Raw genomic sequence first — 22358 nt, forward strand, 5'->3', positions numbered from 1 at the left:
TCCGTTGATATTATACGTCGCGATCTTCAAATGGCTTAACTTAGGCTTCCGGGGTTTAAGGGCAGGTCTTCCGGTGGATTGGCGCTTTCAGGGAACTCATCCTGTAAAGCCTGTTGCTTTTGTTGTTCTTCCGGCGACCGGTAATTCGAAATAAATTCTACTAAAGCTACCTGTTCGTAATAAGACAGGAGGCTGCCTTCATACTTCCATTCCGTCGCCGAAAGATTTATTTTGCCAAGATAATCCGGGTTCCGGTCATCCGGAAGGTCATCGGACTGCGCTTGGTTTTCCGCAGGCTCAGCGAATAGATGCGTTTCGTCCCCGAGAGCATCTTTGTAAATTTTGAAAAGGCCGGTTGGATGGAGCTTTCCCTCGGCATCCTTATGCAGCGCTGGCTCAATGATCACATAGCGGTCAGTCCCGTCTGCGATGGGAATATGGGTTTGTACTGGGTTAATCATGTTATGCTTGTTTTTTACTTTGCAAACTGTTCATCAGTTGTTCGTAAAGATCGTTGTTTTTGGAAGCTTTCGGCTTCAGTTTCTTAATTGTAGGACGCTTACCTTTTGCTTTGGCTTCGATGATCTTCAATAACTCGGTATGGTACTCGTCTTTATATTTCGAAAGGTCGAGCTTTTCGGCATACTGGTTGATCAGCGCTAGTCCCATGTCCAGTTCTTTCTTGGTCACCTCGATCTTATCATCCAGGTTTAGTTCGTTTTGATCTCGGATCTGCTGCTGGAAACGGATACGCGTTACGACGATATCTTTTTCTACCGGGTGCACGATGCACAAACTCTCGGTACTACGCAGTACAAAACGGGCCAGTCCCGCCTTCTTGGATTTTTTCAGTGCCTCCAGTAATAGTGCATACGCTTTGTTCTTTTTGGTAGCAGGTTCCGTGTAATAGGATGATTCGTAATACATCGGGTTAACCGAATCAATATCGACAAAACTTTCGATCTCGATCACCTTGCTTTTTTCAGGCGCCGCCGCCTGGAAGTCGGCATCTTCAACGATCACGTAATCATCGTCATATTTATAACCTTTTACGATCTTATCGTATGGTACTTCTTTTTTCGTGTGCTCGTTTACCCGCATGAACTTGATGTTGGCATGATCGCGGCTGTCCAGCATGTCCAGGTCGAGCGAGGAAGTCTGCACCGCTGAAAACAGTTTAATGGGAATACTCACCAGCCCGAACCCTATCGAGCCTGTCCAGATTGATCTCATGACTTTATTTTTTTGATGTTATCATTAATGCCGTAAGGGTGGTGCGATTCGATCTGGTCTGCCAGCAGGTGAAGCATCGCTTCGTCCAGGCCATTCGGGTTCTGGCAGATATGCAGGAACTGGTGTTCGTCCGGCTCGAAGCTGGCCACAAATTTGCCGTCCTCGAAAACTTTGAATTTGCAGTTCTCCCCGTCATGGTGCAGGTATTCGCCGACTTCGAAATTCCGTACTTCTTTATTCTTACGGACGGTGATCTGATAGTTTTCCATAAAGAATTATCTTCTTAAGCGGCTGATTTAAGCTGTTCAATATCGGTTACCTGGTCTAAAAGCATATAGGCGCTGGTATGTTCGATCTTTTCTAAAACAGTCCGGACAATAGGGTCGGTTATATTTGAGGATCCCGTGTAAGACCAGGTATGGCTGTTTTCCCTCCGGGCAAGAATAATTTCAGCGCCTTCCCGGATTAAAAAATATAACTCATTGTGATCGACAAGCGCGGTTACCTCGAACTCATGCTTCTGATGCTGGAATGTGGCCTGTAATAACATAGTGATGATGATTGGTTTGAATCAAAAGCATGCCAATAATGTGCCATAGTTTTCGGGCCGGGTGGACTGCTTTAATATTTGGAATTTAATGACATGATAATTGGTCAGGCCGCCCACATTTGCCTACACGAGTGATCAATCCCATTTCTAAAGATCTTCTATTGGTGCCCGGGCACGGCAATTGTTATGATGCTATTACAGTGATCAATAGTCGCTTACCGATAATGAAGGCATTAGCGTTTAATAATTTGTGCTTTTTTCAGCAGATGGAATTGGTGTTGAAAGGGACACGGCTCGCGAAGCGGGACGCCGGCCAATATTATGTCTATCTGTACAATGTACGTGATCTCTATGTTGAAGTTTTTTACGAGGTCGGAACCGATATCATAGAACACATGAAAGCGTTCAGCGGGACCCGGCGGCTTTCTCCCTATATAGAAGAAATTGTCATTTCTTAGGGATTATAAAATCCCTTTCCTGCGTAGGCGACCACACGCAGAAATTAATATCGGCTTCCCGCTTTCTTTTTTTCGTGTGTTGGGTCACACTTTTGAAAACGGCATCGTAAAACGACTGAAAAACCTGCCCTTCCGGTACCATGAAAAACACTTTATTATCTCTCAATATAATGAGCTCGCCGGTATCCGGCATTTCCCGCTTCAAAAAAAGCATAACCCTGTTTAAGTAATCTGTATTCATCCGGTTGAAATCAAATCACTACCCGGAAAGTCAGGTTGACCCTTGCCTTCATAGGCTGAACCGACTTGGCTATCCGGTGTTCCCAATGTTCCTGTAAACCGGATTTCATTAAGAGAAAAGAGCCATGTTCCAGGCGGACGGAATACTTTTCCCAATGGTCCGTTTTGTTGCGAATATCAAAACTGCGTACCTCGCCAAAGCTAACTGAGGCTATAACGGGATGTTTGCCCAAAATACTTTCCTTATCGCTATGCCAGGCTACGGAATCATTGCCGTCCCGGTAATAGTTCAGCAGCACGCTGTTGAACTTTACACCGGACAAAGGTTCGACTATCGCTTTGATCTTTAACAATTCGGGCGTCCAGGGCGCAGGGTTAGATATCCTGCCCGGATGTGAATAATCAGTTCCCAGGTCGCCGTACCATGCCGTCAGCCGCGGTGTGGCGATCTCTTTATCTTTTATCTTCAGCGCCGTTTGTTTCCACGGTGCTTCTGCTATGAATTTTCCTAAATATTCGTCGCTTTCCGCTGTGCAGAAAAGGCCCGGCCGGTAATCCAGCAAATGAGTAGGCAGGCCCTTACTTTGACCAGCCGCTGCGAATAATGTCAATTGCTCCATATTGCTCCTCCATAATCACCTCACCGTATAAACGCCTCGCTTCCTGCGGAAACAGCCGCGAACCGGGCGGAATTTCTTTTACATACCATTCTGTATCCAATAAAACCGAAAAAAAGAAATCCATGATTTTCTTTACAGCTTCAACGGTAACGTCTGCAAGATCTGTCACCTCGAATACATAAGTCCTGACCGGGACGAATCCCCCTTTCACCGTATAAAGATGCCCTAAACCGTAGGTTAAGCCATCATTTGCAGGGCCCGTATGCACACAGACTACCAGTTCCGTTCCCTTAATCAGGTTTTCAGTTCCCTCGTTAATTCCCTCGTATCCCATAGCTATCCTTTTTTTCGTTTACAAATTTATGCTAAAAATATTAGCAAATACAAAAACAAGATGATAATTTTGATGTCTCAAAAAAGGGAGGAGCACAAATGCTGAGATTTAAGCAACATCGGGAGAAAAGGGATGTACTGGGGTTCCGGCTTCCGATGCTGACACATGAGGAACCGGAACTGGACATATCGGAGATCATTGTCATGGATCCCGATAATACTTTTTTTATGCGGATGGGCAGCGACTCAATGCGGGGCCACTGCATCCTCAAAGATCATGTGCTCGTGATAGACCGCACGCTGCAACCCGTGCCTGGCAGTATTGTCGTATTCTTCCATGAGGACGGCTTTTACACGCGGGAATACCAGCCGCAGGGAACAAAACTGATTCTTAAAGCCGACGAACCTAAAGACTCGATCTCCATTGAAAACAGTGAAACCTGGGTTTGCTGGGGAGTGGTTACTCTAACACTTAATCCGGTCTTGCAACCGCGACACAGAACGGGGAGGTACGCACGTGTTTGCACATGTTGATATCAATAACTGTTATATCAGCTGTGAGCGGCTGTTTAACCCGGCGCTCGAAGGCAGGGTAGTGGTCGTCCTGTCGAACAATGACGGCTGCGTGATCGCCCGCAGCAACGAGGCCAAGGCCATCGGCATTAAAATGGCTGACGCGGAATTCATGGTCAGGCAAAACCTGAAGGAAAACAATGCCGCCATTTTCAGCAGCAACTACGCGCTGTATGCCGACATGAGCGCCCGGTTGATGAATAACCTGGCGCGTTATACCTATACATTGATGGTGTATAGTATCGATGAGGCATTTATGGCATTGGGTAATATCAGTGATCTGGACCTTGAAAAACACACCGCCGCGATCAGTGAGAATGTGATGCGACATACCGGTTTACCGATCACGGTTGGTGTCGGGCCGACCATGGTGCTGGCCAAGCTGGCCAATAAAGCCGCCAAAAAACAAAAGCGAAACTTTCTTGTGCTGGATACGGATGAAAAGGTATATGCTACAGTTCGTGATTTTCCGATTGAAGATGTTTGGGGAGTCGGCCATCAATACTATCATAAACTCACAGCATTCGGCGTAAAGACTGCCCATGATTTCCGCGAATTGAAAGCCGATTTTGTGCGTCAGCACATGACCGTGCAGGGCTGGCGACTGCATCAGGAATTGTGGGGCAAGCCCTGTAATATCATTAAAGATGTCGCGGAACGTTCCAAAGGAATTGAAAGCAGCCAGAGTTTCAATAGTTACCAGACTGAATTGGAACCCTTAGAGGAGGCCGTTGCCATGCATGCCGCGACAGTTGCCCTGAAACTGCGGCAGCAGCAAAGCATGGCTCTCACGCTAACTATCTATCTCCGGACCAACAAGCATAATGTTAAACATGACCAGCACTACCCCAGCATCACGGTTAAAATACCTTTTGCGGCAAACAGCACTCATCAACTTACGCGTGTAGCGGTACAGGCCATCCGTGCTATTTACCAGCCCGGTTACAATTACCTGAAAACAGGGGTAAGGGCGACGGGCATTATTCCCGCCGGAGAAGTACAATACCACATGTTTTCCGACTATGAGCACAGCAAAGAGCAAAAGCTATCCGAACTGATGGATGGCCTGAATAGCCGCTATGGTCGCGGTACAGTACGCCTCGGAGCGGATAGCTTTGAGCGTAAATGGATCATGAAACAGGAATTTCTAAGCCATCAGTATACCACGGCCTGGAAGGATATTATCGTTACCCAATAAACCCGTTATGACACCTTATTCCAATAGCAGGTTGTATGAAATACTGAAGAAAGAACTCATGGCGTGGGTGTGGAATAATCCCCGGCTGCTTCATAAGATCACCCGCTTTAACCTGGAATTTCTTTTTGAGTTCGACCCGCAACACGGGTTGTCCATAGACCTGCGGCGCTTCGATCATGAATACTACAAAACAGTTTTTTATCCGCCTGAAGAAAAGAAAAAACATATTGATGAATTCGTCCGCAAATGCTGCCTGGTCATTAGCCAGCACATGGCCCATGCCGGCAAAACAGACCTGACGATCACGATCACCGTTCGGCATATGATCTCAGAGGTCAGCCATTGGCATACGTTTTTCATTGATGAACGTTATCACGGAAAAAAAACGGCTGAACTGAAAAAAAAGGAAACGGACTGGCATTACCGGTTCAATAACGATTAACAGCCCGTCCCGTTTAGCAACAGGTTTTAGGTAACATAAGGTCAGTGTGATATGACATTTAATTTCTAAATTAATTTTTTTTCTTATTTACTAAATTTATTAGTTTTGTATTTCTAATATTTTTAGCAATATGTGCGGACATGTAGAAATAGGGGAACAAAAAGATCTGAAGATCATCACACGCGACGGCGGCACTTATACAGCGAAAAGCAATACCGCAGGTAACCCGGGATCGATGCTTCCGGTAGTTACCGACGCTATGCCGGGAAAAGTGCAGCAATTCCGCTGGGGATTACTCTCATTGGACGATGACCGCATCCACAGTAAAAACAAACATGCGCGCGTAGAGTCGCTTTTCCTCGTACCGCTCTGGAGCGAACTTGTTGGTAAAAAGCATTGCGTTGCCCGTGTCCAGGCCTATTTTGAATATAATCCTGCGCAGCAAGTTACCTATAAAGTTGAACGAGTGGATAGGCACCCATTTTATATAGCCGGGCTCTGGGATATCTGGATCGACATCAAAACCAATATCTTGATCCCTACATTTGTCATGATCACCGTTCCTCCGAATTCGGCTATAGCCGGCATACACGACCGGATGCCCGCGATCATGGAACGAGCAGATGTTAAAGACTGGATTAACGGCAGTCTAAGCGGCCAGGAGCGGGTGAAGGAACTGCGTATGAAGCCCTGCCCGCCGCAAAACATGCTCATTACTGTCCATAAGGATCATAAATAGCCAAAATCTGATACTTAAATGCTACAACGTGACAACATTAATTCCAGGCCTTAGTTTCCATGCGGTCGGCCAAATCCGATTTAAGATGCAACGGATTATTAGTTCAGATTGAGGGTAAATAAATGCCTTGTTTTATCACTTTGCAAGTCCAGCGTTTATAGCTATGTTCAGATGGTGACTTTTACCTGGCGTAACTCCTCATATAATTCGATCACTTTTTTCTGAAGGTCCGCCAATTCCAGCTCACGGTTCCGAACTTTGATGTTTAGTTTCACAAGCGTTTCTGAATCAGCATCAGATCGTGCTGTGCCTATGCTCAATAATTCGGTAACCGGCAGTTCAAATAGCTTTGCGATTTGTTCCAGCCTGGATAAATTGATATCCGTAACACCAGTTTCGATTTTGGAGAATGCGGGAATTGATATAGCTAACTGCCTCGCTGCCTCTTCCTGGCTCCAGCTTTTTTGGTGCCGTAGCAGGCGAATGTTTTTCCCGAGATTTTTCATTAAATAAAAATTATATTATTTCAAACATACCAATTTGTGTTTAGATGGATATATTAATACCAATAATAGCATTTAGGAAATTTGACAAATAACTCAAGGTCATCACTTTCAACTTTAATTTCCTTGTACTCGTAGTTTAATGATATTGGCTTTCAGTTTTTATGCAAGCGATGTCCCATGGTTTTACCCTTTTAAAAGGAGGCGCAACATTAGGCCTGTTCTTTTGTTGGTTAATTAATGCAACAACCCAGCTACCTGAATTTCGATGCGGCCAAATACGCCTGGAAATCCGATATTGACTATAAGAAATATCCAGAACGATACAGCGTGGGTAAAGGTGAACAGGGAGTCCTGATCTGCGAACCTTACAAAAGTGAGATCGGGAAATATTGGCGCTTTAAGACAAAATCAATTGCTGAGGAAAGCAGCCAGAAGATCTATGATTTATTCAATGAATATTTAGCGGCCGGCGATTTTGTGGGTGCAGACATGGCGCGGAAATACTTGCAGATGAGGTACACGCGGGCGCGCCGTTACACGAATTACAGGGGAGGCAGGAAGTATGATGCGGCGCAGGGTCACGTCTCGTTGGAACGGGGTGCAGGTGATCCGGAAAAAGCAGATGCGGCTAAAGTATTTTATGCCAGATGGAAAGCAGCGGAGGCGAATGAAGTTTACGCTGCCATGAAAAAGGATTGGAAGCATGCGAGGGCTTAAAAAGGAAAATTTACCGCAAAAGATATGTACTACATGCGGCAAACCCTTTGTTTGGCGCAAAAAATTGGAAAAGGTTTGGGAAGAAGTTAAATACTGTTCGGAGAAATGCAGACGGAACAAAACCCACTGATCTTGACCCTTAGGCTGGATGAGAAAAGCCAGGCATTCTTTAATGAAATGCGGAAGAGGCATTTTCCACCGGAGCGGAATTTTCTTAAAGCACATTTGACTTTATTCCACCAATTGCCCAGTGAAGTGATGACTTGGGAATATTTCAGCAGTTTGCAATATCGCATCTTTGCAATGAAGGTTACCGGCTTGTGTTACCTCGGCGCAGGTGTGGCTTACGACATTGATTCGGGAGAATTGCAGGAGTTGCATCGGAAATTAAGCCAATATTTTCACAAGGTATTAATTCCACAGGACCGGCAACCATTCAAACCCCACATTACGATTCAAAATAAAGTGACGCCGGCGGCATCCAAAGATTTGCTGATCGAGCTAATGGGAAATTTTAAGCCATTTACAGTCACTGCCACCGGACTTGACTTATGGGAGTATCTGGGCGGTCCATGGCGTCACAGTTCAAGTTATGATTTTTTAAATGAACATTAGGGGACCGGTCCAAGGTAAAACATTGAAACGAAACGTAAAAGCATACTGCAATACTATCGCTAATTTAATTCCCATCTCGTCTTCTTACAAGACATGCAACGATATCGCTTTAAGGGAAGCCAGAATAGTAAAGTTTTCATGAGCAGGGTTCGTGGCACACGCTTGAGTGATGAACAGGTATTTTTCCCACACGAACAGCCTGGGCTTACTTTGGGTGGTGTAGGGTATAAGTCAACAATCATGATAGGGGATATTATGTCCGCTCATCATTTGGTATAATCAGTTATTCAAAGTTAAATACTAAGGGTTGTTTTTTCAAAATGAAATTATAGGAAACCCTGGTCCTGATCATTTATATACCATACCCAGCGACTTGGATTTCAATTTGGTGTGTTTGATGCCTGGGCTATTTATGTATTTAAACTTTCGTTTTAATATAAATATTTTCAAACAATTTAAGAATAGTTCCGTTTTTTGATAAACAAGATTGATAGACCTGGATACCCAAATAGCCTCATGGGGTATGCTTTAACCGGAAAATATGGAAAAGAAAAATACGCCACCCAAAAAAGGCACTGAAAGTGCTATAGATCAAAAGCTGGCACCGCAGCCAGAGAATGCGAAAACGGAAAGTTTGATAGCCCATACTGCCGACGCCACCGGGGAATCAATGACCACGAATACAGGTCTCGCCATCAACGACGACCAGAATTCTTTAAAAGCCGGAGACAGGGGGCCAAGCCTGCTGGAAGATTTTATATTGCGGGAAAAGATCACTCATTTTGATCATGAACGCATTCCGGAGCGGGTGGTACATGCCCGCGGTTCGGGGGCGCATGGCGTTTTCAAGGCCTATGGAAATATTTCAAAAGCTACCAAAGCAAAATTTTTACTGGATACCAAGAGAGAAACTCCGGTGTTCGTCAGGTTCTCAACGGTGGCTGGCTCTAAAGGCTCAACTGATCTCGCCAGGGATGTACGGGGCTTTGCCGTGCGGTTTTATACCGAAGAAGGAAACTTTGACCTGGTAGGCAATAACATGCCCGTATTTTTCATACAGGATGCGATGAAATTTCCTGACCTTATTCATGCCGTTAAGCCCGAGCCGGATAATGAGATCCCGCAGGCGGCTTCCGCTCACGATACTTTTTGGGATTTTATTTCATTAACGCCGGAATCTGCCCATATGATCATGTGGGCAATGAGCGACCGTGCGATACCGCGCAGCCTCCGGATGATGGAAGGGTTCGGGGTACATACCTTCCGCTTCATCAACGAAGCAGGTAAGGCCAGTTTTGTTAAATTTCACTGGAAGCCCTTATTAGGTGTCCATTCCGTGGCATGGGACGAGGCGCAGAATATTTCCGGTAAAGACCCGGATTTTCATCGCCGTGATCTTTGGGATGCCATCGAAAGCGGTTCCTTCCCGGAATGGGAGCTGGGCGTGCAGATCATACCGGAAGAAGACGAATTCAAGTTCGATTTCGATCTGCTTGATCCGACCAAGCTGGTGCCGGAGGAACTGGTGCCCGTTGAACGTATCGGTAAAATGACGTTGAACAGGAACCCGGACAATTTTTTTGCGGAGACCGAACAGGTCGCGTTTCACCTGGGACACATCGTACCCGGGATAGATTTCAGTAATGACCCCTTGCTGCAGGGCCGCCTGTTCTCTTATACGGATACACAGCTGAGCCGCCTGGGAGGTCCTAACTTCCAGGAGATCCCGATCAATCGTCCGCTAAATGGCGTTCATAATAACCAGCGCGATGGGCATATGCGCCAAATGATCAATAAGGGAAAAACGAGTTACGGGCCAAATTCTTTAGGGAACAATGACCCGCAACAGGTGAAAGAAGCAAATGGCGGTTTTGTAAGTTACCAGCAGCGGATCGAGGCGCGCAAAATCAGGGCGAGGAACAAAAGCTTCTTTGATCATTTCAGCCAGGCAAATTTATTCTTCAACAGCCAGTCGCAGCCGGAAAAGAACCACATCATCGACGCATTGACCTTTGAACTTGGAAAGGTAAAAACCGTCGCGGTCCGTGAACGGATGCTGGGTGTGCTCCTGCAGATAGATGCGACACTGGCCAAAATGGTGGCTGACGGCCTTGGCTTGCAGGTACCTGAAGGACCTGTTCTCAACCAAAATATTCCGGCAGATGGCGATCCTGCAGATTATGCACCTGTTAAAGGTAAAAACGCCGTAAAAATTTCACCTGCCTTAAGTATGGCCAATACCATCAAGGACACTATCAAAAGCCGTAAGATCGCAATCCTGGCAGCTGAGGGCGTAAAAGCACAATCCCTTAACGCCGTCAAAGCTGCTTTGGAAGCCGAAGGCGCTGTTGCGGAGGTTATCGCTCCGAAACTGGGTTTGATCGGTGATGGCGTAGAAGCAGACCAGAGCTTTCTAGGTGCCGCTTCCGTATTGTTCGATGCGGTTTACGTAGCCGGCGGGAAGGGTTTGGACGCCGAAGCAAATGCCTTGCATTTTCTGAACGAAGCGTTCAAGCATTGTAAGGCTATAGCGTTTGAAGATGGAACGGAGGCCATATTGGCCGCTACCGGTTTCTCGCAAAAAGTGAAAGATGATCCGGGCGTCATAACAGGAAAGGATATGATCAAAAACTTTATTACCGCCATTAAGGGGCACAGGGTTTGGGAACGCGAAAAATCAAGGTTAATACCCGCATAAAATGGATGTCAACAATACCTTATTCTTCCAGGCAGCCCGAACCGGTGACCTGGATACCCTAAACCGGCTGCTTCATGAAGGGATGGCAGTTAACAACCGTGACGAGAAAGGTTATACGGCACTGATCATTGCCTGTTACAACAACCAGCAGGACGCTGCAAAGCTGCTGCTGGAGGCGGGCGCAGATGTCAACACAGGGGACGCAGGCGGTAATACCGCCCTGATGGGTGTTTGCTTTAAGGGCTACCCGCTTATTGCCGACTTGTTGATCCGGTACGGGGCAGACCTTGATCTTCAGCATGGTAACGGCGGTACAGCGCTGATGTTCGCCGCCATGTTTGGACGCAACGACATGATCCGGTTATTGGTGGCGAACGGTGCAAACCGGAATCTAACGGATAACCGTGGGCTTAGCGCATTCGACCTGGCTGCGCAACAAGGCAATGAAGAAGCCATTGAAGTTTTAGAAAGTCAATAAACACATCATGTAACCAAAACAAAACATTCTTAAAATTAATTATATGGCCCTGCAGGTTTTCTGCGGGGCTTCCTGGTACACTGTATGAAACGAAAGAAAAACCTTTTTGAATGCTTTTCTGAATGGGCCACCAAAGCTACCGGCAGTTCTGCCGCCTTTATTCTCGCAGTGTCAGCGGTGGTTATTTGGGCTGCCACTGGCCCGATCGCTAAATATTCCCAGACCTGGCAGTTGATCATCAATACCGGGACGACCATTATTACCTTTCTGATGGTTTTTCTGATCCAGAAATCACAAAACAAAGATTCCAAAGCGATCCATTTGAAACTGAACGAACTTATCGCTTCCCATGAAGGCACCAGCAACCGGATGGTGGATATAGAAAACCTGACCGAAAAAGAGCTTGATCAATTGCATAAGTTCTATGTGCAGATCGCTGAACTGGCAGAAAAAGAAGACGACCTGACTTGTACGCATTCTATCGATGCTGCCGAAGAGAACAACCGTAACAAAACTGAAAACCTTAAAAAACGGAAGTCTTATAGCAAACAAGAAGGGGAAAATGCCTGAAGCAGATGAAATGGCCCGCGGCGATTTTATTGATTGAAAGTCAGCTTTGCCACATTACTGCTCAAATGCCGCAAACATTTTTTACACTGATTGTTTATTAAGCGATCTATGAAAAATACATTTTTACCCTCTGATACAACGGTGGCCGGTATGGGTGCCGTGCCTCTTGAACAAGGTGTCCACTTCCGTGTTTGGGCACCGAACGCAGATGCTGTCTTTGTAAGCGGCAGTTTTAATAATTTTGCTAAAACATCTGACCCGCTGGAAAGCGAAGGTAATGGTTACTGGGCAGGAACGGCAGCGGACGCCAAAACCGGCGATGAATATAAGTATTTCCTCCAAACACCTTATGGTGAGTTTTTCCGGAATGATCCATATGCCAAACAGATGACTAACTCTGCAGGCAATGGCGTTATATATGACGGTAACCGGTTTGACTGGGGCGAAACTCAATACCAAATGCCCTCCTGGAATAAACTGGTGATCTACGAGCTTCATACCGGCACCTTTAATGTTAAAGAAGAAGGAAAGCCCGGGAATCTGTATGGTGTGATCGAAAAGCTGCCTTATTTGAAAGAGCTGGGGATCAATGCCATCGAGGTAATGCCTCCTTTCGAATTTCCCGGTGGCTTTTCCTGGGGATATAACCCTGCGCAGCCCTTCGCAATCGAATCGGAATACGGCGGCCCAGACGCGTTCAAAAGCCTGGTAAAAGCAGCACACGAGCAGGGCATCGCTGTCATCCTGGATGTGGTCTACAATCACTTCGGCCCGGGCGACCTCGATCTCTGGCAGTTTGATGGCTGGTCAGAGAACGGCAAAGGCGGTGTCTATTTTTATAATGACTGGAAGTCGGAGACACCGTGGGGGGATACCCGCCCTGATTACGGCAGGGGAGAGGTCAGGCAATACTTGCGTGATAATGCCCTGATGTGGCTGGAAGAATACCGGGTGGACGGACTGCGTATGGATATGATCCCCTACATCAGGAATGTACACGCTGATGAGAGTCCGGGCAGCATGCTGGAAGACGGGCTTAGCCTGCTCCGCTGGATCAACGGGGAGATCGCTGAAAAATTTCCCTGGAAACTGACCATCGCAGAAGACCTGCATGGCCTCGATAGTATTACTAACCCGGCCGAGGGTGATGGTTTGGGCTTTGGAGCTCAATGGGATGGTGATTTCGTGCACCCTGTGCGCTACGCAATCATTGCGCCGGAGGATGCCGAAAGGGATATGTACGCGATGGAAGCGGCGCTGATGCGACAATATAGCGGCGATCCCTTTCATAGGATCGTTTATACCGAAAGTCATGACGAGGTAGCCAACGGGAAAGCCCGGGTGGCCGAAGAGATTTCCGACGGTGACGTGAATAACTGGTATTCTAAAAAACGCGCATCGCTGGGAATGGCGATGGTACTGACTTCGCCCGGGATCCCGATGATCTTCCAGGGACATGAGCTTCTGGAAGACCGCTGGTTTTCCGATACGGACCCCATTGACTGGAACCGGGAGAAGGAATTCAACGGATTCGTACGCTTGCACCGAGACCTGATCCGTCTACGCTTGAATAAAGGTGGTATCAGCGAAGGATTAACCGGGCGAAATACCGAAGTCATCAGGGTAGATAATGAGAAGAAAATGCTGGTGTTTCAGCGCTGGCAGGAGGGAGGGGCGGGAGATACCACAGTCGTCGTGCTGAACTTCTCAGGACAAGCCTACTCCGATTATCGGATAGGCATGCCGGGCGCGGGACTGTGGAAGATTCGTTTCAACAGCGATTGGGAAGGCTATGACCAGGAGTTCGGTGATTATACCGTATTGGATACCAATGCTGAAGAACAGGAATGCGATGGATATCCGCATTCAGCCAGTATCTCGGCAGGACCCTACTCGGCCATTATACTTTCGCAGGATAAATGATCTTGGTGTGGGGAATGAACTTAACGATTGAAGGAATGAAGGGAAAATCTGTTTCGCGTTCTGTACCTGATCCTAAAGGAGGGCCAGCTGACCGGGCAGCAATCCTGCTGTCGGATATATTGGGTAGCGTGTGGCTTTTGATTGCATTCCTCGCCCTAATTGGGTTTTACCTGCTTTGGAACTTCGGACTGATTAAAGGACTGCAACCATTTGACGAGGCTCCGTTTAATGTGCTTGACACGATACTGTCGATATTTGCTATCGTGCTTTCTGTTGCGGTTTTGATCAGTCAAAAGCGGCAGCGCCGTCTGGAAAAGATCCGCGAGCAGGTAGAATTCGAAGTAAACGTACGCGCTGAGCATGAGATCACCAAGATACTGGAAATGCTGCATACAATTCAGCAAAAGCTAGGTATAACCAATAATGATCAGGAACTGGAAGAAATGAAAAAACAAACGGATATCGCCGACATTCACGAAAAGATCAGGAAGAACAGTTAACACATGATGATGCCAATTATGCGCAGTTATTCGGTTAATGCACATTTTTCGTAAGCGACATATTCTTTGGAGGTATTGATAACAATGAAAAAAGGTAATTCTCAAGAAATGGCTATTTTAGGCGGCGGGCCCGCTGCACTGTTCATATTCAAACGTTTGGTTGCCCGCGGACTGCCGGGTCTGAACATTACTATTTTTGAAAAAAACGACCGCCTCGGTTACGGCATGCCTTATGGGCACAATGGCGCTGCGGATGAACATGTCACCAATGTTTCCGGCAACGAAATCCCGGAATTGATGAACGATTTGGCTGACTGGATCAAAAAAGTTCCTAAAGATACGCTGGACAAGTATCATATCGATCCCGGGAATTTTAATGACTATAAAGTCCTCCCACGTTTGCTATTCGGACAGTATCTGAATGATCAGTTTAACCTGCTCCTTAAACAAGCCGGGGAAAAAGGAATCGAAACAACGGTCTGTTACAAGAGCATTGTGGCTGATGTCATCGATGACCCCGTTAAAAGAAAAGTAAAAGTTTTGCTGGAGGATGACCGAAGCTTTGATTTCGACCGCGTCGTCATCTGTACCGGCCACCTTTGGCCGCTCAGGTATGAAGGGAAAGTCAAAGGCTGGTTTGATTCACCTTATCCGCCGGCCAAGATAAGTGTAAAGGTAAATCACGCTGTCGCCATACGTGGTTCGTCGCTAACAGCCATCGACGCGATCCGGACTTTGGGTAGGCATAACGGCACTTTTAAGAAAATAGATGGGAAACTGTGTTTTACGGCCGATGATCCGAATTTCAGAATCGTCATGTATTCCCGCAATGGACTGCTGCCTGCAGTACGGTTTCATCTGGAAGATTCACATTTAGGCAAAGAAACGGTATTGCCTGCTGAAGAGGTAGAAGCCATGCGCGCACAGCATGACGGTTTTTTGCCTTTGGACTATGTTTTTGAAAAGAATTTCAAAGCCGGAATTTTAAGGCAGGATCCGGGATTTTATGAGCAGATCAAAGAAATGAACATGGAAACCTTCGTGGACTGGATCATGGAACGGCGCGAGCGGACTGACCCCTTTGAATTGCTTAAAGAGGAATACGCGGAGGCGGAACAGTCTATAAAAAAACGCGAGTCAGTTTACTGGAAAGAAATGCTGGCCATCCTGAGCTTTGCCATGAATTATCCCGCCAAGTATTTTTCAGCGGAAGATTGGCTAAGGATGCGAAAAAAGTTGATGCCACTTATTTCCGTTGTGATCGCTTTTGTACCACAAAGTTCGGCTGAAACTCTGCTGGCGATGCACCAGGCCGGGAAACTGGAGCTGCTTGCCGTGGGAGAAGAGGGCTCTTTCGAGCCAGGCGAGGACGGGGGCGTGCTTATCGATGGCACGCATTACCAAACTTTTGTGGATTGCATCGGGCAGCCCCATTTGAATTATGAAGAATTGCCATATCCTGGCCTGTTGCAAAACCGCACGGTTAGCCCGGCGCGCTTACGGTTCAGGGATCCGGAAAAGGGCAGGCAAATGATGAGCGATGATCAGCAACAGGTGGTAGTTGATGATCAGGAGAACTATTATCTGACGGTGCCGGGTGTAAGTATCAATGACAGCTTTCAGGCAGTTGATGAGTACAATGCGCTGAACGAACGGATCTATATCATGGCCGTGCCGTTCATAGGGGGATTTAATCCGGATTATTCCGGCCTGGATTTTTGTGAAGCGGCCTCTAAAGCCATTATCGATAGCCTATGAAATTATTTATGGTCTTACTGGGCTCGAAGGCGCCGAAAAGGAATGTCGAGCAGCACGATTTCTTTTTCGGGATTGCTGAAAAACTTGGTGACCTCAAACAGCAATTTGTCGGGTTTTGGCCGGAAGCGGGGAACAGCCTGCATATCGATGGCTGGCGGGAGATCAACTTTGTGGACGGTTACCGCGTCGACATTATGCCCGGACAGGATTACGGAAACAATAAACGCATTTTCTTTATTAACCTGGGTGGTTACACTTCGGGAAAGCTGGAAGAACAGCATTACACCTTATTAACGGTACAGGATGACCGGATCTCCGCTCTGAAAGCGAGTAAAATGACGGCTTTTTTCAGAACCGCGACTATCAAAGGTCTGAAAGGAGCGGATGCTCATATCGATGAAAAATATGGCATTGATGTGGACGACATCTACCGGATCGAAGACTTGTTATCACCGGAAACAAAGGCGCGCTGGCATATTCACTTAACTGCGGTGGAAAATGCTTCCGTAGACGAAGTCCACCTGGGATATTTAAAAATGAGCCAGCTGGGCTAAACTGCTCCCGAAGAAAGATCAATTTTTACAACAAGCGCCGCACTTGGTGTTTTAATCGAAGTTATGGCAATAAAATCAGCATGTTTATTGGAATGGGTAAAAAAACGCTATGAGGGAAAAATTATTCCGCTGAGTAATGTGCCTTACATTCATCATGTTTCGGCGGTTGCGGAAATAGCGGCGAATTATACTGCGTTCGGTTACGAAGCAGGGCTGTGCCATGATATGCTTGAAGATGGGATTTGCAGCAACGATGAGCTGATTTCTGCTTTGTCTTCCTGTTCATACAGCCTGGGGGAAAGAAATGCTATTTTAGGATTGGTACTTGAATTAACAGATCATTATACCTGCGAGGCTTACCCCGAACTCAGCAAAAAGGAGCGGCAGCGAAAAGAAAACAAGCGTCTGCGGAAGGTCAGCCCCGCAGCACAAACGGTTAAATATGCCGATCTCCTATACAATATGGATTGGAAGCTCCGCTATGAACCTGAAAAAGTGCACCGGTACCTAAAACGAAAAATCCGCTTGCTGGAGCGCCTGGATAAAGGGAGCACAGCCTTGCATCAAAAAGTACTGGACCATGCGTATAGTCTTAATTCAAACAATGTGAACTAGTTACACTATTAATATTGTAAGGCAGCTGTATAGTCATGCATAAATAAAGGGCGGTGAGCTTTTTCAGGCAGCCTTAATATATGGATTGACCTTTTTTATTAGCACAGCTAAATCGAATGGCTTAGCGATAAGATCACTCGCCCCTGCGTTCATCGCTATTGATTTTCCATCATTACTGGCTGAAATCACAATAACCGGCAAGGCTGCAGTAGCTGGCTTTTCCTTATGTTCCGAAGTAACTGGTCTCCTGAAATAGCAGAAAACGCGTATGGGTAACCCGACCAGGCTGTAAACATTTGATAGAGCTCTTTTATTGGTGCTCGAATGTTTCGTCCGGTTAATACGCATAGTTTTGTTAACCTATCGTGTTCGGTTGTTTGTTTTTTTGATAGACAAGAGTTTAAGCGTCTCCGGTATCCAGCGGCAGGCTAAAATGAAACACAGAGCCGATTCCACTTTGGCTTTCAGCCCAGACTTTGCCCCCATGACGTTCAATGATCTCCGAGCTAAGATAAAGGCCGATGCCAAAACCCGAAATATGCCGGGTATGGTTCGATTCCACGCGGTAATAACGGTCAAATATGCGTTCAAGATCACCGGGCTCTATACCCATTCCTTCGTCTTTGACGCTGACCACTACTTTTTGATCCTCTGTTTTACACATGACGTAAACATCCTTTGCCTTTGGTGAATATTTAATGGCATTGCTGATGAAGTTAGATATAACAGATTCTATTTTATCGCGATCGGCATTCAATCGGATCAAGGGACATCCATCGAAGTGGATCTCGTGGCTACCAAAGATGAGTTGAGTTTCTTCGATGGCCTCCAGAATCAACTCACAAAGGTCAAATTCTTGTTTATCAATATGGATCTTGCCTGACTCAAGACGGGATATGTTTAAAAAACCATTGATCATATTTGTCATCCGCTTGATCTGCAATGCACCTTTCTGCATTGCGCCGGAAAGAAACTTATCTTCGCTGTTTTTTAATTTCAGGTTCGCTACCTGAATAATGGCCCCAAGGGATGTTAACGGGGTTTTTAATTCATGACTTACCATTCCGATGAAATCACTTTTTCGCGTTTCAGCTTGTTTTTTCTCCGTGATGATGCGCAAAAGATGATAGACGACTACGTAGGTGCATTGCAATTTGTTGATGATTATTTCCGACTCAACTACCCTTCGTTCCTGAACAAATATTTTAAAGGCAGCAGGCAACAAGAGATAAGTCAGAACCTTACACCCGCAAAATACAGAGAGCTTATCGGCGAACTTTCGCCAATGCAATCAGCTATAATTAGTGACAAAACTTCGAAATATATAGTAGTGGCGGCCGGACCTGGTAGTGGGAAGACCAAGGTATTGGTGCACAAACTGGCATCGCTGATGATGCTGGAAGATGTTAAGCACGAGCAATTGCTGATGCTCACTTTCTCGCGTGCGGCTGCAACCGAGTTTAAAAAGCGTTTATTAAAACTGGTGGGTAATGCCGCTCACTTTATCGAGATAAAAACCTTCCATTCGTATTGCTTTGACCTGTTGGGTAAAGTGGGAAGTATCGACGGAGCCGATACCATAATCAAGCGAACCATTGAAAAGATAAAGAGCAAAGAGGTTGAACCTAACAGGATAACCAAGACCGTATTGGTGATAGACGAGGCGCAGGATATGGACGAGGACAATTTCAGTTTGGTTAGCGCGCTGATGGCCGAAAACGAAGAGATGCGAGTCATAGCGGTTGGGGATGATGATCAGAACATCTACCAATTTCGTGGTTCGGACTCCCGATATCTTAAAACCCTGGCAACCTTGCAGGGAGGTAAACTCTATGAACTAACAGAAAACTACCGGAGCAAGGACAACATTGCAGAGTTTGCCAACCAATTTGTAAAATGCTTACAAAGCCGTTTAAAACACACTTCTATAACAACTCACAAGGTCGGCAACGGCGTTATAAAGATCTACAGACACACGCATGGCGGTTTAATCGTGCCTACGGTGACAGAAATCATCAACACACCCTTAGCCGGCAGTACATGCATACTTACCCATAGTAATAACGAAGCAGAAGAAATAACGGGTTTGCTTTTAAAACACGGTCTGAAAGCTAAACTCATCCGCTCCAACGATGGATTCGCGCTTTACAATTTAGACGAGATAAAACACTTTCTTGATCAACTGAATACTCCGAATGATGTTTATGTAATTACAGACAATGCTTGGGATGCGGCAAAAAGGTCGGTAAAAACAAAGTTCGTCCAAAGTGAAAATTGGTCAATATTAGAGCAATTGATAACAGATTTTGAAATCGTAAACCCCAAAAAGAAATACCGGTCGGATCTTGATGTTTTTATCCGCGAGTCGCATTTGGAGGACTTTTATCAGCGCGATACCGAAACCATTTTTGTATCAACCATCCACAAAGCTAAGGGACGGGAATTTGACAACTTATTCCTGATGCTGGACAGCTTAGAGAACACGACCACCGAGCAAAAAAAACGAGAGCTTTACGTAGCGATCACCCGGGCTAAACAGAACTTGACTATCCATCTCAATAGCGGGCATTTTGACCATATCCAAGTCACGAACTTGCATCGGACAGAGATAACAGAACAAAACTCGCGTGCCGACCAATTATCAATGCACCTAACGCATAAAGATGTTCAACTAAACCACTTTTATAATGTGCAGCCACGTGTTGCCAATTTATTAGCTGGTGATAACTTGCAATATCGGGGCGAGGAATATTTAGAAAGCAGTGGTTATCCGGTGATCAAATTCTCCATGCAGTTCATGGAAAAGATAACATCGTTGAAAGCCAAAAACTTCAGACTAAAAGAAGCCATGGTTAATTATGTGGTTTGGTGGCGAAAAGAGGGTACTCAACACCAGATCATGATCATTTTGCCTAAGCTCACATTCGAAAAAGGATTCTAACCCTATGTTGGGTCGCGTGTTCCTCACAACCAGGTCATGAATATCTGATTAGGTGAGGTTATACGTTCGCTAAATATCATTTCAAAACCAAATGATCAAGGTACACGCGACACGCGTGCACCAGTAATGCGCTGCTAATAATATAGGAAACGTATTAACCCGCGTACTGAGAGCAGAATTATATGAAGATTTATTCACAGCCAATTTAAGGTGAGATATCTAAAATATTAGTTCGCGAGCATTATTTTAATTGGTTTCACGGCCCCATGATTTGGGGCCGTGCTTTTTTACGAAAAGAGCCCTGTAATCAGTACCAACCGAACTGGGGCAGCTCCGGGTCAATAAGAAAAAAACGTTTACGGGCTTGGACTTTATGTGGAGGAGGCAGCGGTCATTAAAGGAAAGTACTCATCTGTAGCCATTTCCAATAGCGATAGTGGTTATCATCATCTTTTTAGCCCGATAGCACATTTTTGAACAGGCATGGCTACCTCGTTACCATGCCTGTCCGTAATCTCCGGTATATGGTTGACTTGGTTCTAAACAGTATCCTTGAAAAAGTGATGCGTATTATAACTTAGTGTTTAACTTTATAAAACTTAAAGGCAAACAAAAAGATGACTACGTAACATATAATAGGCAGGTAATAGGCATTAGCAACACTATGATTAGCCACCAGGCCCATTAGTAATGGAAAAATTGCGCCGCCTACAACTCCCATTGATATGAATGATGAAGCTTGCTGCGTGTGGCGTCCAAGGTTTTTTAAGCCAAGACTAAAGATAGTTGGAAACATGATGCTGAAAAAGAAGTTGATCATCATCAGCGCAACGTATGACGTCCATCCCCATCCCTGAGCAACGATAATACACATGATTATATTGCACATAGCAAAAGTTGCCAGTAGTCTGTTAGGCGCAATGAACTTCATCAGAAATGTGCCTATCACGCGCCCTAAGGCCATCATCAGCATAAAAACACTCATATAGTTTCCTGCTGTAAGATTGCTGAAGCCCATCACTTCATGACCGTAATTGATAAAAAAGGCCCATGTACCGCCTTGAGCCGCTACGTTAAAGAATTGTGCGGCAACTGCCCATACAAAATGTTTATGCTGGTATAGTTTTTTTGAAGGCGCCAAATCAACGTTTAACGCTTCTTCATCATCTGAGGCCGTTACCGCATGAGGGTCGGTAAGTGAAGGCACGCGGAGAAAAAGAAAGGCGATGATCAGGAATATGATAACGGCTCCGATACCTATGTAAAGAGATTTTACAGCCGAAAGATCAGTGGTACTGGCGCCGGTTGCCCTAAGCAGAAACCATGAGGCAATAAGCGGCCCGCAAATGGCACCAATGGCATTAAACATTTGTGAAAAATTGATACGGAGATCGCTTGTGCGCTGGTCGCCTAAGGCCGCAGAGAACGGATGTGCTACCGTTTCGAGTGTCGCCATTCCACAACCCATAACAAATAGCGCGATTCTGAAAAAATTAAATGAGGCGGCGTTTGCTGCAGGCACAAACATAAATATCCCTGTAGCAAACAAACCAAGGCCGAGTAAAACACCGGGTTTATATCCGAATTTTTTAAGAAAATATCCAGCCGGAATGCTCATTACAAAATAGGCCCCGAAAACAGAAAGTTGAATGAGACCTGATTGTGATTTGGAAACGTTTAATGCCTCCTGGAAATATTTGTTCAATACATCGCTCATGGCATGTAGTACGCCCCACATTAAAAACAATGAGGTTACGAAAATGAAGTTAGCTATGTATTTCTTCTCAATAAAAGGAACTTTTTGCATGGTTATTTAATTGTAAATGGTTTAGCCTGGATGTTATTGTTGTGAAAATGTAACAGTACCTGTCATCGTGATGAATCAGCTGTACATAATCAATCTTGGTTTATAATTTGTTTTAGTCGACTATTCGGTTTCTTAGCCCCGTTTTATCGGCTACAATTATAGTTAATAAAACCGGTTTTGCAAGTCAATAACGCGATATTCAAACCTGATTTTAAAATAATAGTTCCAATTGGTTTGAAATCCGGAATATCTGATTCCAAGCCGCTTTAAATTTTTAGTTTTGTACTCCT

At 45.6% G+C, this 22358-nt stretch carries 26 protein-coding genes; 16 read left to right on the top strand and 10 right to left on the bottom strand.

All coding sequences use genetic code 11. The annotated features are described in order from the left end of the window. Positions 1–35: 35 nt before the first annotated feature. The 7 genes from BMX50_RS17445 to BMX50_RS17480 form a co-directional block, all read right to left on the bottom strand. Complete coding sequence (locus BMX50_RS17445; RefSeq protein WP_091211793.1) at positions 36–461, bottom strand: hypothetical protein; 426 nt, start codon at positions 459–461, stop codon at positions 36–38. A 1-nt stretch (position 462) separates the two neighbouring features. After that, positions 463–1233: a non-homologous end joining protein Ku gene (gene ku / locus BMX50_RS17450; protein WP_091211794.1), complete on the bottom strand. Its 771-nt coding sequence runs from the start codon at positions 1231–1233 to the stop codon at positions 463–465. Beyond that, complete coding sequence (locus BMX50_RS17455) at positions 1230–1502, bottom strand: hypothetical protein (RefSeq protein WP_091211795.1); 273 nt, start codon at positions 1500–1502, stop codon at positions 1230–1232. The genes ku and BMX50_RS17455 overlap by 4 nt, the downstream gene beginning before the upstream one ends. Positions 1503–1516: 14 nt before the next feature. Next, positions 1517–1783, bottom strand: a complete 267-nt coding sequence (locus BMX50_RS17460) for a hypothetical protein (RefSeq protein ID WP_091211796.1) — start codon at positions 1781–1783, stop codon at positions 1517–1519. A gap of 447 nt (positions 1784–2230) precedes the next feature. Further along, the gene (locus BMX50_RS17470) at positions 2231–2482 is read right to left on the bottom strand and encodes a hypothetical protein (RefSeq protein ID WP_091211798.1); all 252 of its coding nucleotides are present in this window, start codon (positions 2480–2482) and stop codon (positions 2231–2233) included. A gap of 10 nt (positions 2483–2492) precedes the next feature. Next, positions 2493–3101, bottom strand: a complete 609-nt coding sequence (locus BMX50_RS17475) for an alpha-ketoglutarate-dependent dioxygenase AlkB family protein (RefSeq protein WP_091211799.1) — start codon at positions 3099–3101, stop codon at positions 2493–2495. After that, positions 3061–3435, bottom strand: a complete 375-nt coding sequence (locus BMX50_RS17480) for a hypothetical protein (protein WP_091211800.1) — start codon at positions 3433–3435, stop codon at positions 3061–3063. The genes BMX50_RS17475 and BMX50_RS17480 overlap by 41 nt, the downstream gene beginning before the upstream one ends. A 155-nt stretch (positions 3436–3590) precedes the next feature. On the opposite strand from BMX50_RS17480, the gene BMX50_RS35210 reads away from it, so the two are divergent. The 4 genes from BMX50_RS35210 to BMX50_RS17500 all read left to right on the top strand — a co-directional run bounded on the left by BMX50_RS35210 (position 3591) and on the right by BMX50_RS17500 (position 6386). Then, the gene (locus tag BMX50_RS35210) at positions 3591–3968 is read left to right on the top strand and encodes a LexA family protein (RefSeq protein ID WP_394332318.1); all 378 of its coding nucleotides are present in this window, start codon (positions 3591–3593) and stop codon (positions 3966–3968) included. Further along, entirely contained in the window at positions 3952–5205 is a 1254-nt protein-coding gene (locus BMX50_RS17490; protein WP_091211802.1) for a Y-family DNA polymerase, read from the top strand. The genes BMX50_RS35210 and BMX50_RS17490 overlap by 17 nt, the downstream gene beginning before the upstream one ends. A gap of 7 nt (positions 5206–5212) precedes the next feature. Continuing rightward, positions 5213–5647 carry a hypothetical protein gene (locus BMX50_RS34310; protein ID WP_143065206.1) on the top strand — a complete coding sequence of 145 codons (435 nt, stop codon included), beginning with the start codon at positions 5213–5215 and terminating at the stop codon, positions 5645–5647. A gap of 130 nt (positions 5648–5777) precedes the next feature. Beyond that, on the top strand, positions 5778–6386 hold the full coding sequence (locus BMX50_RS17500) for an SOS response-associated peptidase family protein (RefSeq protein WP_091211804.1): 609 nt from the start codon (positions 5778–5780) through the stop codon (positions 6384–6386). Between the two features lie 167 nt (positions 6387–6553). On the opposite strand, the gene BMX50_RS17505 is transcribed toward BMX50_RS17500, so the two are convergent. Further along, positions 6554–6892: a helix-turn-helix domain-containing protein gene (locus BMX50_RS17505; RefSeq protein ID WP_091211805.1), complete on the bottom strand. Its 339-nt coding sequence runs from the start codon at positions 6890–6892 to the stop codon at positions 6554–6556. Positions 6893–7129: 237 nt separating this feature from the next. On the opposite strand from BMX50_RS17505, the gene BMX50_RS17510 reads away from it, so the two are divergent. The 11 genes from BMX50_RS17510 to BMX50_RS17565 all read left to right on the top strand — a co-directional run bounded on the left by BMX50_RS17510 (position 7130) and on the right by BMX50_RS17565 (position 17320). Continuing rightward, positions 7130–7609, top strand: coding sequence for a DUF4385 domain-containing protein (locus BMX50_RS17510; protein WP_091211806.1), 480 nt, complete (start codon positions 7130–7132; stop codon positions 7607–7609). Then, the gene (locus BMX50_RS17515; RefSeq protein WP_091211807.1) at positions 7596–7739 is read left to right on the top strand and encodes a DUF2256 domain-containing protein; all 144 of its coding nucleotides are present in this window, start codon (positions 7596–7598) and stop codon (positions 7737–7739) included. Before BMX50_RS17510 ends, BMX50_RS17515 begins: the two co-directional genes overlap by 14 nt. Next, positions 7715–8224: a 2'-5' RNA ligase family protein gene (locus BMX50_RS17520; protein WP_091211808.1), complete on the top strand. Its 510-nt coding sequence runs from the start codon at positions 7715–7717 to the stop codon at positions 8222–8224. Before BMX50_RS17515 ends, BMX50_RS17520 begins: the two co-directional genes overlap by 25 nt. A 541-nt stretch (positions 8225–8765) precedes the next feature. Continuing rightward, complete coding sequence (locus BMX50_RS17530; protein WP_091211810.1) at positions 8766–10922, top strand: catalase; 2157 nt, start codon at positions 8766–8768, stop codon at positions 10920–10922. Between the two features lies 1 nt (position 10923). Continuing rightward, positions 10924–11400 carry an ankyrin repeat domain-containing protein gene (locus tag BMX50_RS17535; protein ID WP_091211811.1) on the top strand — a complete coding sequence of 159 codons (477 nt, stop codon included), beginning with the start codon at positions 10924–10926 and terminating at the stop codon, positions 11398–11400. An 84-nt stretch (positions 11401–11484) separates the two neighbouring features. Next, positions 11485–11970 (top strand): low affinity iron permease family protein, encoded by a 486-nt coding sequence (locus BMX50_RS17540; protein WP_091211812.1) that lies wholly within the window; start codon positions 11485–11487, stop codon positions 11968–11970. A gap of 108 nt (positions 11971–12078) precedes the next feature. Further along, positions 12079–13893 (top strand): alpha-amylase family glycosyl hydrolase, encoded by a 1815-nt coding sequence (locus tag BMX50_RS17545; RefSeq protein WP_091211813.1) that lies wholly within the window; start codon positions 12079–12081, stop codon positions 13891–13893. 35 nt (positions 13894–13928) lie between these two features. Continuing rightward, entirely contained in the window at positions 13929–14393 is a 465-nt protein-coding gene (locus tag BMX50_RS17550; protein WP_167667986.1) for a DUF1003 domain-containing protein, read from the top strand. An 84-nt stretch (positions 14394–14477) separates the two neighbouring features. Beyond that, on the top strand, positions 14478–16151 hold the full coding sequence (locus BMX50_RS17555; protein ID WP_091211815.1) for an FAD/NAD(P)-binding protein: 1674 nt from the start codon (positions 14478–14480) through the stop codon (positions 16149–16151). Continuing rightward, a complete protein-coding gene (locus tag BMX50_RS17560; RefSeq protein WP_091211816.1) occupies positions 16148–16705 on the top strand; it encodes a DUF1543 domain-containing protein in 558 nt (185 codons plus the stop codon). Before BMX50_RS17555 ends, BMX50_RS17560 begins: the two co-directional genes overlap by 4 nt. 63 nt (positions 16706–16768) lie before the next feature. Further along, entirely contained in the window at positions 16769–17320 is a 552-nt protein-coding gene (locus tag BMX50_RS17565; protein ID WP_091211817.1) for a hypothetical protein, read from the top strand. Positions 17321–17720: 400 nt separating this feature from the next. Here BMX50_RS17565 and BMX50_RS17575 read toward each other — a convergent pair whose 3' ends face one another. Continuing rightward, entirely contained in the window at positions 17721–18383 is a 663-nt protein-coding gene (locus BMX50_RS17575) for a sensor histidine kinase (protein WP_091211819.1), read from the bottom strand. Between BMX50_RS17575 and BMX50_RS17580 the strand changes: the two genes are divergently transcribed. After that, positions 18372–20261, top strand: coding sequence for a UvrD-helicase domain-containing protein (locus tag BMX50_RS17580; RefSeq protein ID WP_091211820.1), 1890 nt, complete (start codon positions 18372–18374; stop codon positions 20259–20261). The genes BMX50_RS17575 and BMX50_RS17580 overlap by 12 nt on opposite strands. 577 nt (positions 20262–20838) lie before the next feature. Here the strand turns inward: BMX50_RS17580 and fucP are convergent. Continuing rightward, on the bottom strand, positions 20839–22068 hold the full coding sequence (gene fucP / locus BMX50_RS17585) for an L-fucose:H+ symporter permease (protein ID WP_091211821.1): 1230 nt from the start codon (positions 22066–22068) through the stop codon (positions 20839–20841). Between the last annotated feature and the right edge of the window lie 290 nt (positions 22069–22358).

It is taken from the genome of Mucilaginibacter gossypiicola (genome assembly GCF_900110105.1).
GTDB lineage: Bacteria > Bacteroidota > Bacteroidia > Sphingobacteriales > Sphingobacteriaceae > Mucilaginibacter > Mucilaginibacter gossypiicola.

Excerpts from the sequence above, each read along its gene's own strand:
- BMX50_RS17445 (WP_091211793.1), bottom strand. The coding sequence starts at position 461 with ATGATTAACCCAGTACAAACCCATATTCCCATCGCAGACGGGACTGAC.
- ku (WP_091211794.1), bottom strand. The coding sequence starts at position 1,233 with ATGAGATCAATCTGGACAGGCTCGATAGGGTTCGGGCTGGTGAGTATT.
- BMX50_RS17455 (WP_091211795.1), bottom strand. The coding sequence starts at position 1,502 with ATGGAAAACTATCAGATCACCGTCCGTAAGAATAAAGAAGTACGGAAT.
- BMX50_RS17460 (WP_091211796.1), bottom strand. The coding sequence starts at position 1,783 with ATGTTATTACAGGCCACATTCCAGCATCAGAAGCATGAGTTCGAGGTA.
- BMX50_RS17470 (WP_091211798.1), bottom strand. The coding sequence starts at position 2,482 with ATGAATACAGATTACTTAAACAGGGTTATGCTTTTTTTGAAGCGGGAA.
- BMX50_RS17475 (WP_091211799.1), bottom strand. The coding sequence starts at position 3,101 with ATGGAGCAATTGACATTATTCGCAGCGGCTGGTCAAAGTAAGGGCCTG.
- BMX50_RS17480 (WP_091211800.1), bottom strand. The coding sequence starts at position 3,435 with ATGGGATACGAGGGAATTAACGAGGGAACTGAAAACCTGATTAAGGGA.
- BMX50_RS35210 (WP_394332318.1), top strand. The coding sequence starts at position 3,591 with ATGCTGACACATGAGGAACCGGAACTGGACATATCGGAGATCATTGTC.
- BMX50_RS34310 (WP_143065206.1), top strand. The coding sequence starts at position 5,213 with ATGACACCTTATTCCAATAGCAGGTTGTATGAAATACTGAAGAAAGAA.
- BMX50_RS17500 (WP_091211804.1), top strand. The coding sequence starts at position 5,778 with ATGTGCGGACATGTAGAAATAGGGGAACAAAAAGATCTGAAGATCATC.
- BMX50_RS17505 (WP_091211805.1), bottom strand. The coding sequence starts at position 6,892 with ATGAAAAATCTCGGGAAAAACATTCGCCTGCTACGGCACCAAAAAAGC.
- BMX50_RS17510 (WP_091211806.1), top strand. The coding sequence starts at position 7,130 with ATGCAACAACCCAGCTACCTGAATTTCGATGCGGCCAAATACGCCTGG.
- BMX50_RS17515 (WP_091211807.1), top strand. The coding sequence starts at position 7,596 with ATGCGAGGGCTTAAAAAGGAAAATTTACCGCAAAAGATATGTACTACA.
- BMX50_RS17520 (WP_091211808.1), top strand. The coding sequence starts at position 7,715 with ATGCAGACGGAACAAAACCCACTGATCTTGACCCTTAGGCTGGATGAG.
- BMX50_RS17530 (WP_091211810.1), top strand. The coding sequence starts at position 8,766 with ATGGAAAAGAAAAATACGCCACCCAAAAAAGGCACTGAAAGTGCTATA.
- BMX50_RS17535 (WP_091211811.1), top strand. The coding sequence starts at position 10,924 with ATGGATGTCAACAATACCTTATTCTTCCAGGCAGCCCGAACCGGTGAC.
- BMX50_RS17540 (WP_091211812.1), top strand. The coding sequence starts at position 11,485 with ATGAAACGAAAGAAAAACCTTTTTGAATGCTTTTCTGAATGGGCCACC.
- BMX50_RS17545 (WP_091211813.1), top strand. The coding sequence starts at position 12,079 with ATGAAAAATACATTTTTACCCTCTGATACAACGGTGGCCGGTATGGGT.
- BMX50_RS17550 (WP_167667986.1), top strand. The coding sequence starts at position 13,929 with ATGAAGGGAAAATCTGTTTCGCGTTCTGTACCTGATCCTAAAGGAGGG.
- BMX50_RS17555 (WP_091211815.1), top strand. The coding sequence starts at position 14,478 with ATGAAAAAAGGTAATTCTCAAGAAATGGCTATTTTAGGCGGCGGGCCC.
- BMX50_RS17560 (WP_091211816.1), top strand. The coding sequence starts at position 16,148 with ATGAAATTATTTATGGTCTTACTGGGCTCGAAGGCGCCGAAAAGGAAT.
- BMX50_RS17565 (WP_091211817.1), top strand. The coding sequence starts at position 16,769 with ATGGCAATAAAATCAGCATGTTTATTGGAATGGGTAAAAAAACGCTAT.
- BMX50_RS17580 (WP_091211820.1), top strand. The coding sequence starts at position 18,372 with ATGACTTACCATTCCGATGAAATCACTTTTTCGCGTTTCAGCTTGTTT.
- BMX50_RS17575 (WP_091211819.1), bottom strand. The coding sequence starts at position 18,383 with ATGGTAAGTCATGAATTAAAAACCCCGTTAACATCCCTTGGGGCCATT.
- fucP (WP_091211821.1), bottom strand. The coding sequence starts at position 22,068 with ATGCAAAAAGTTCCTTTTATTGAGAAGAAATACATAGCTAACTTCATT.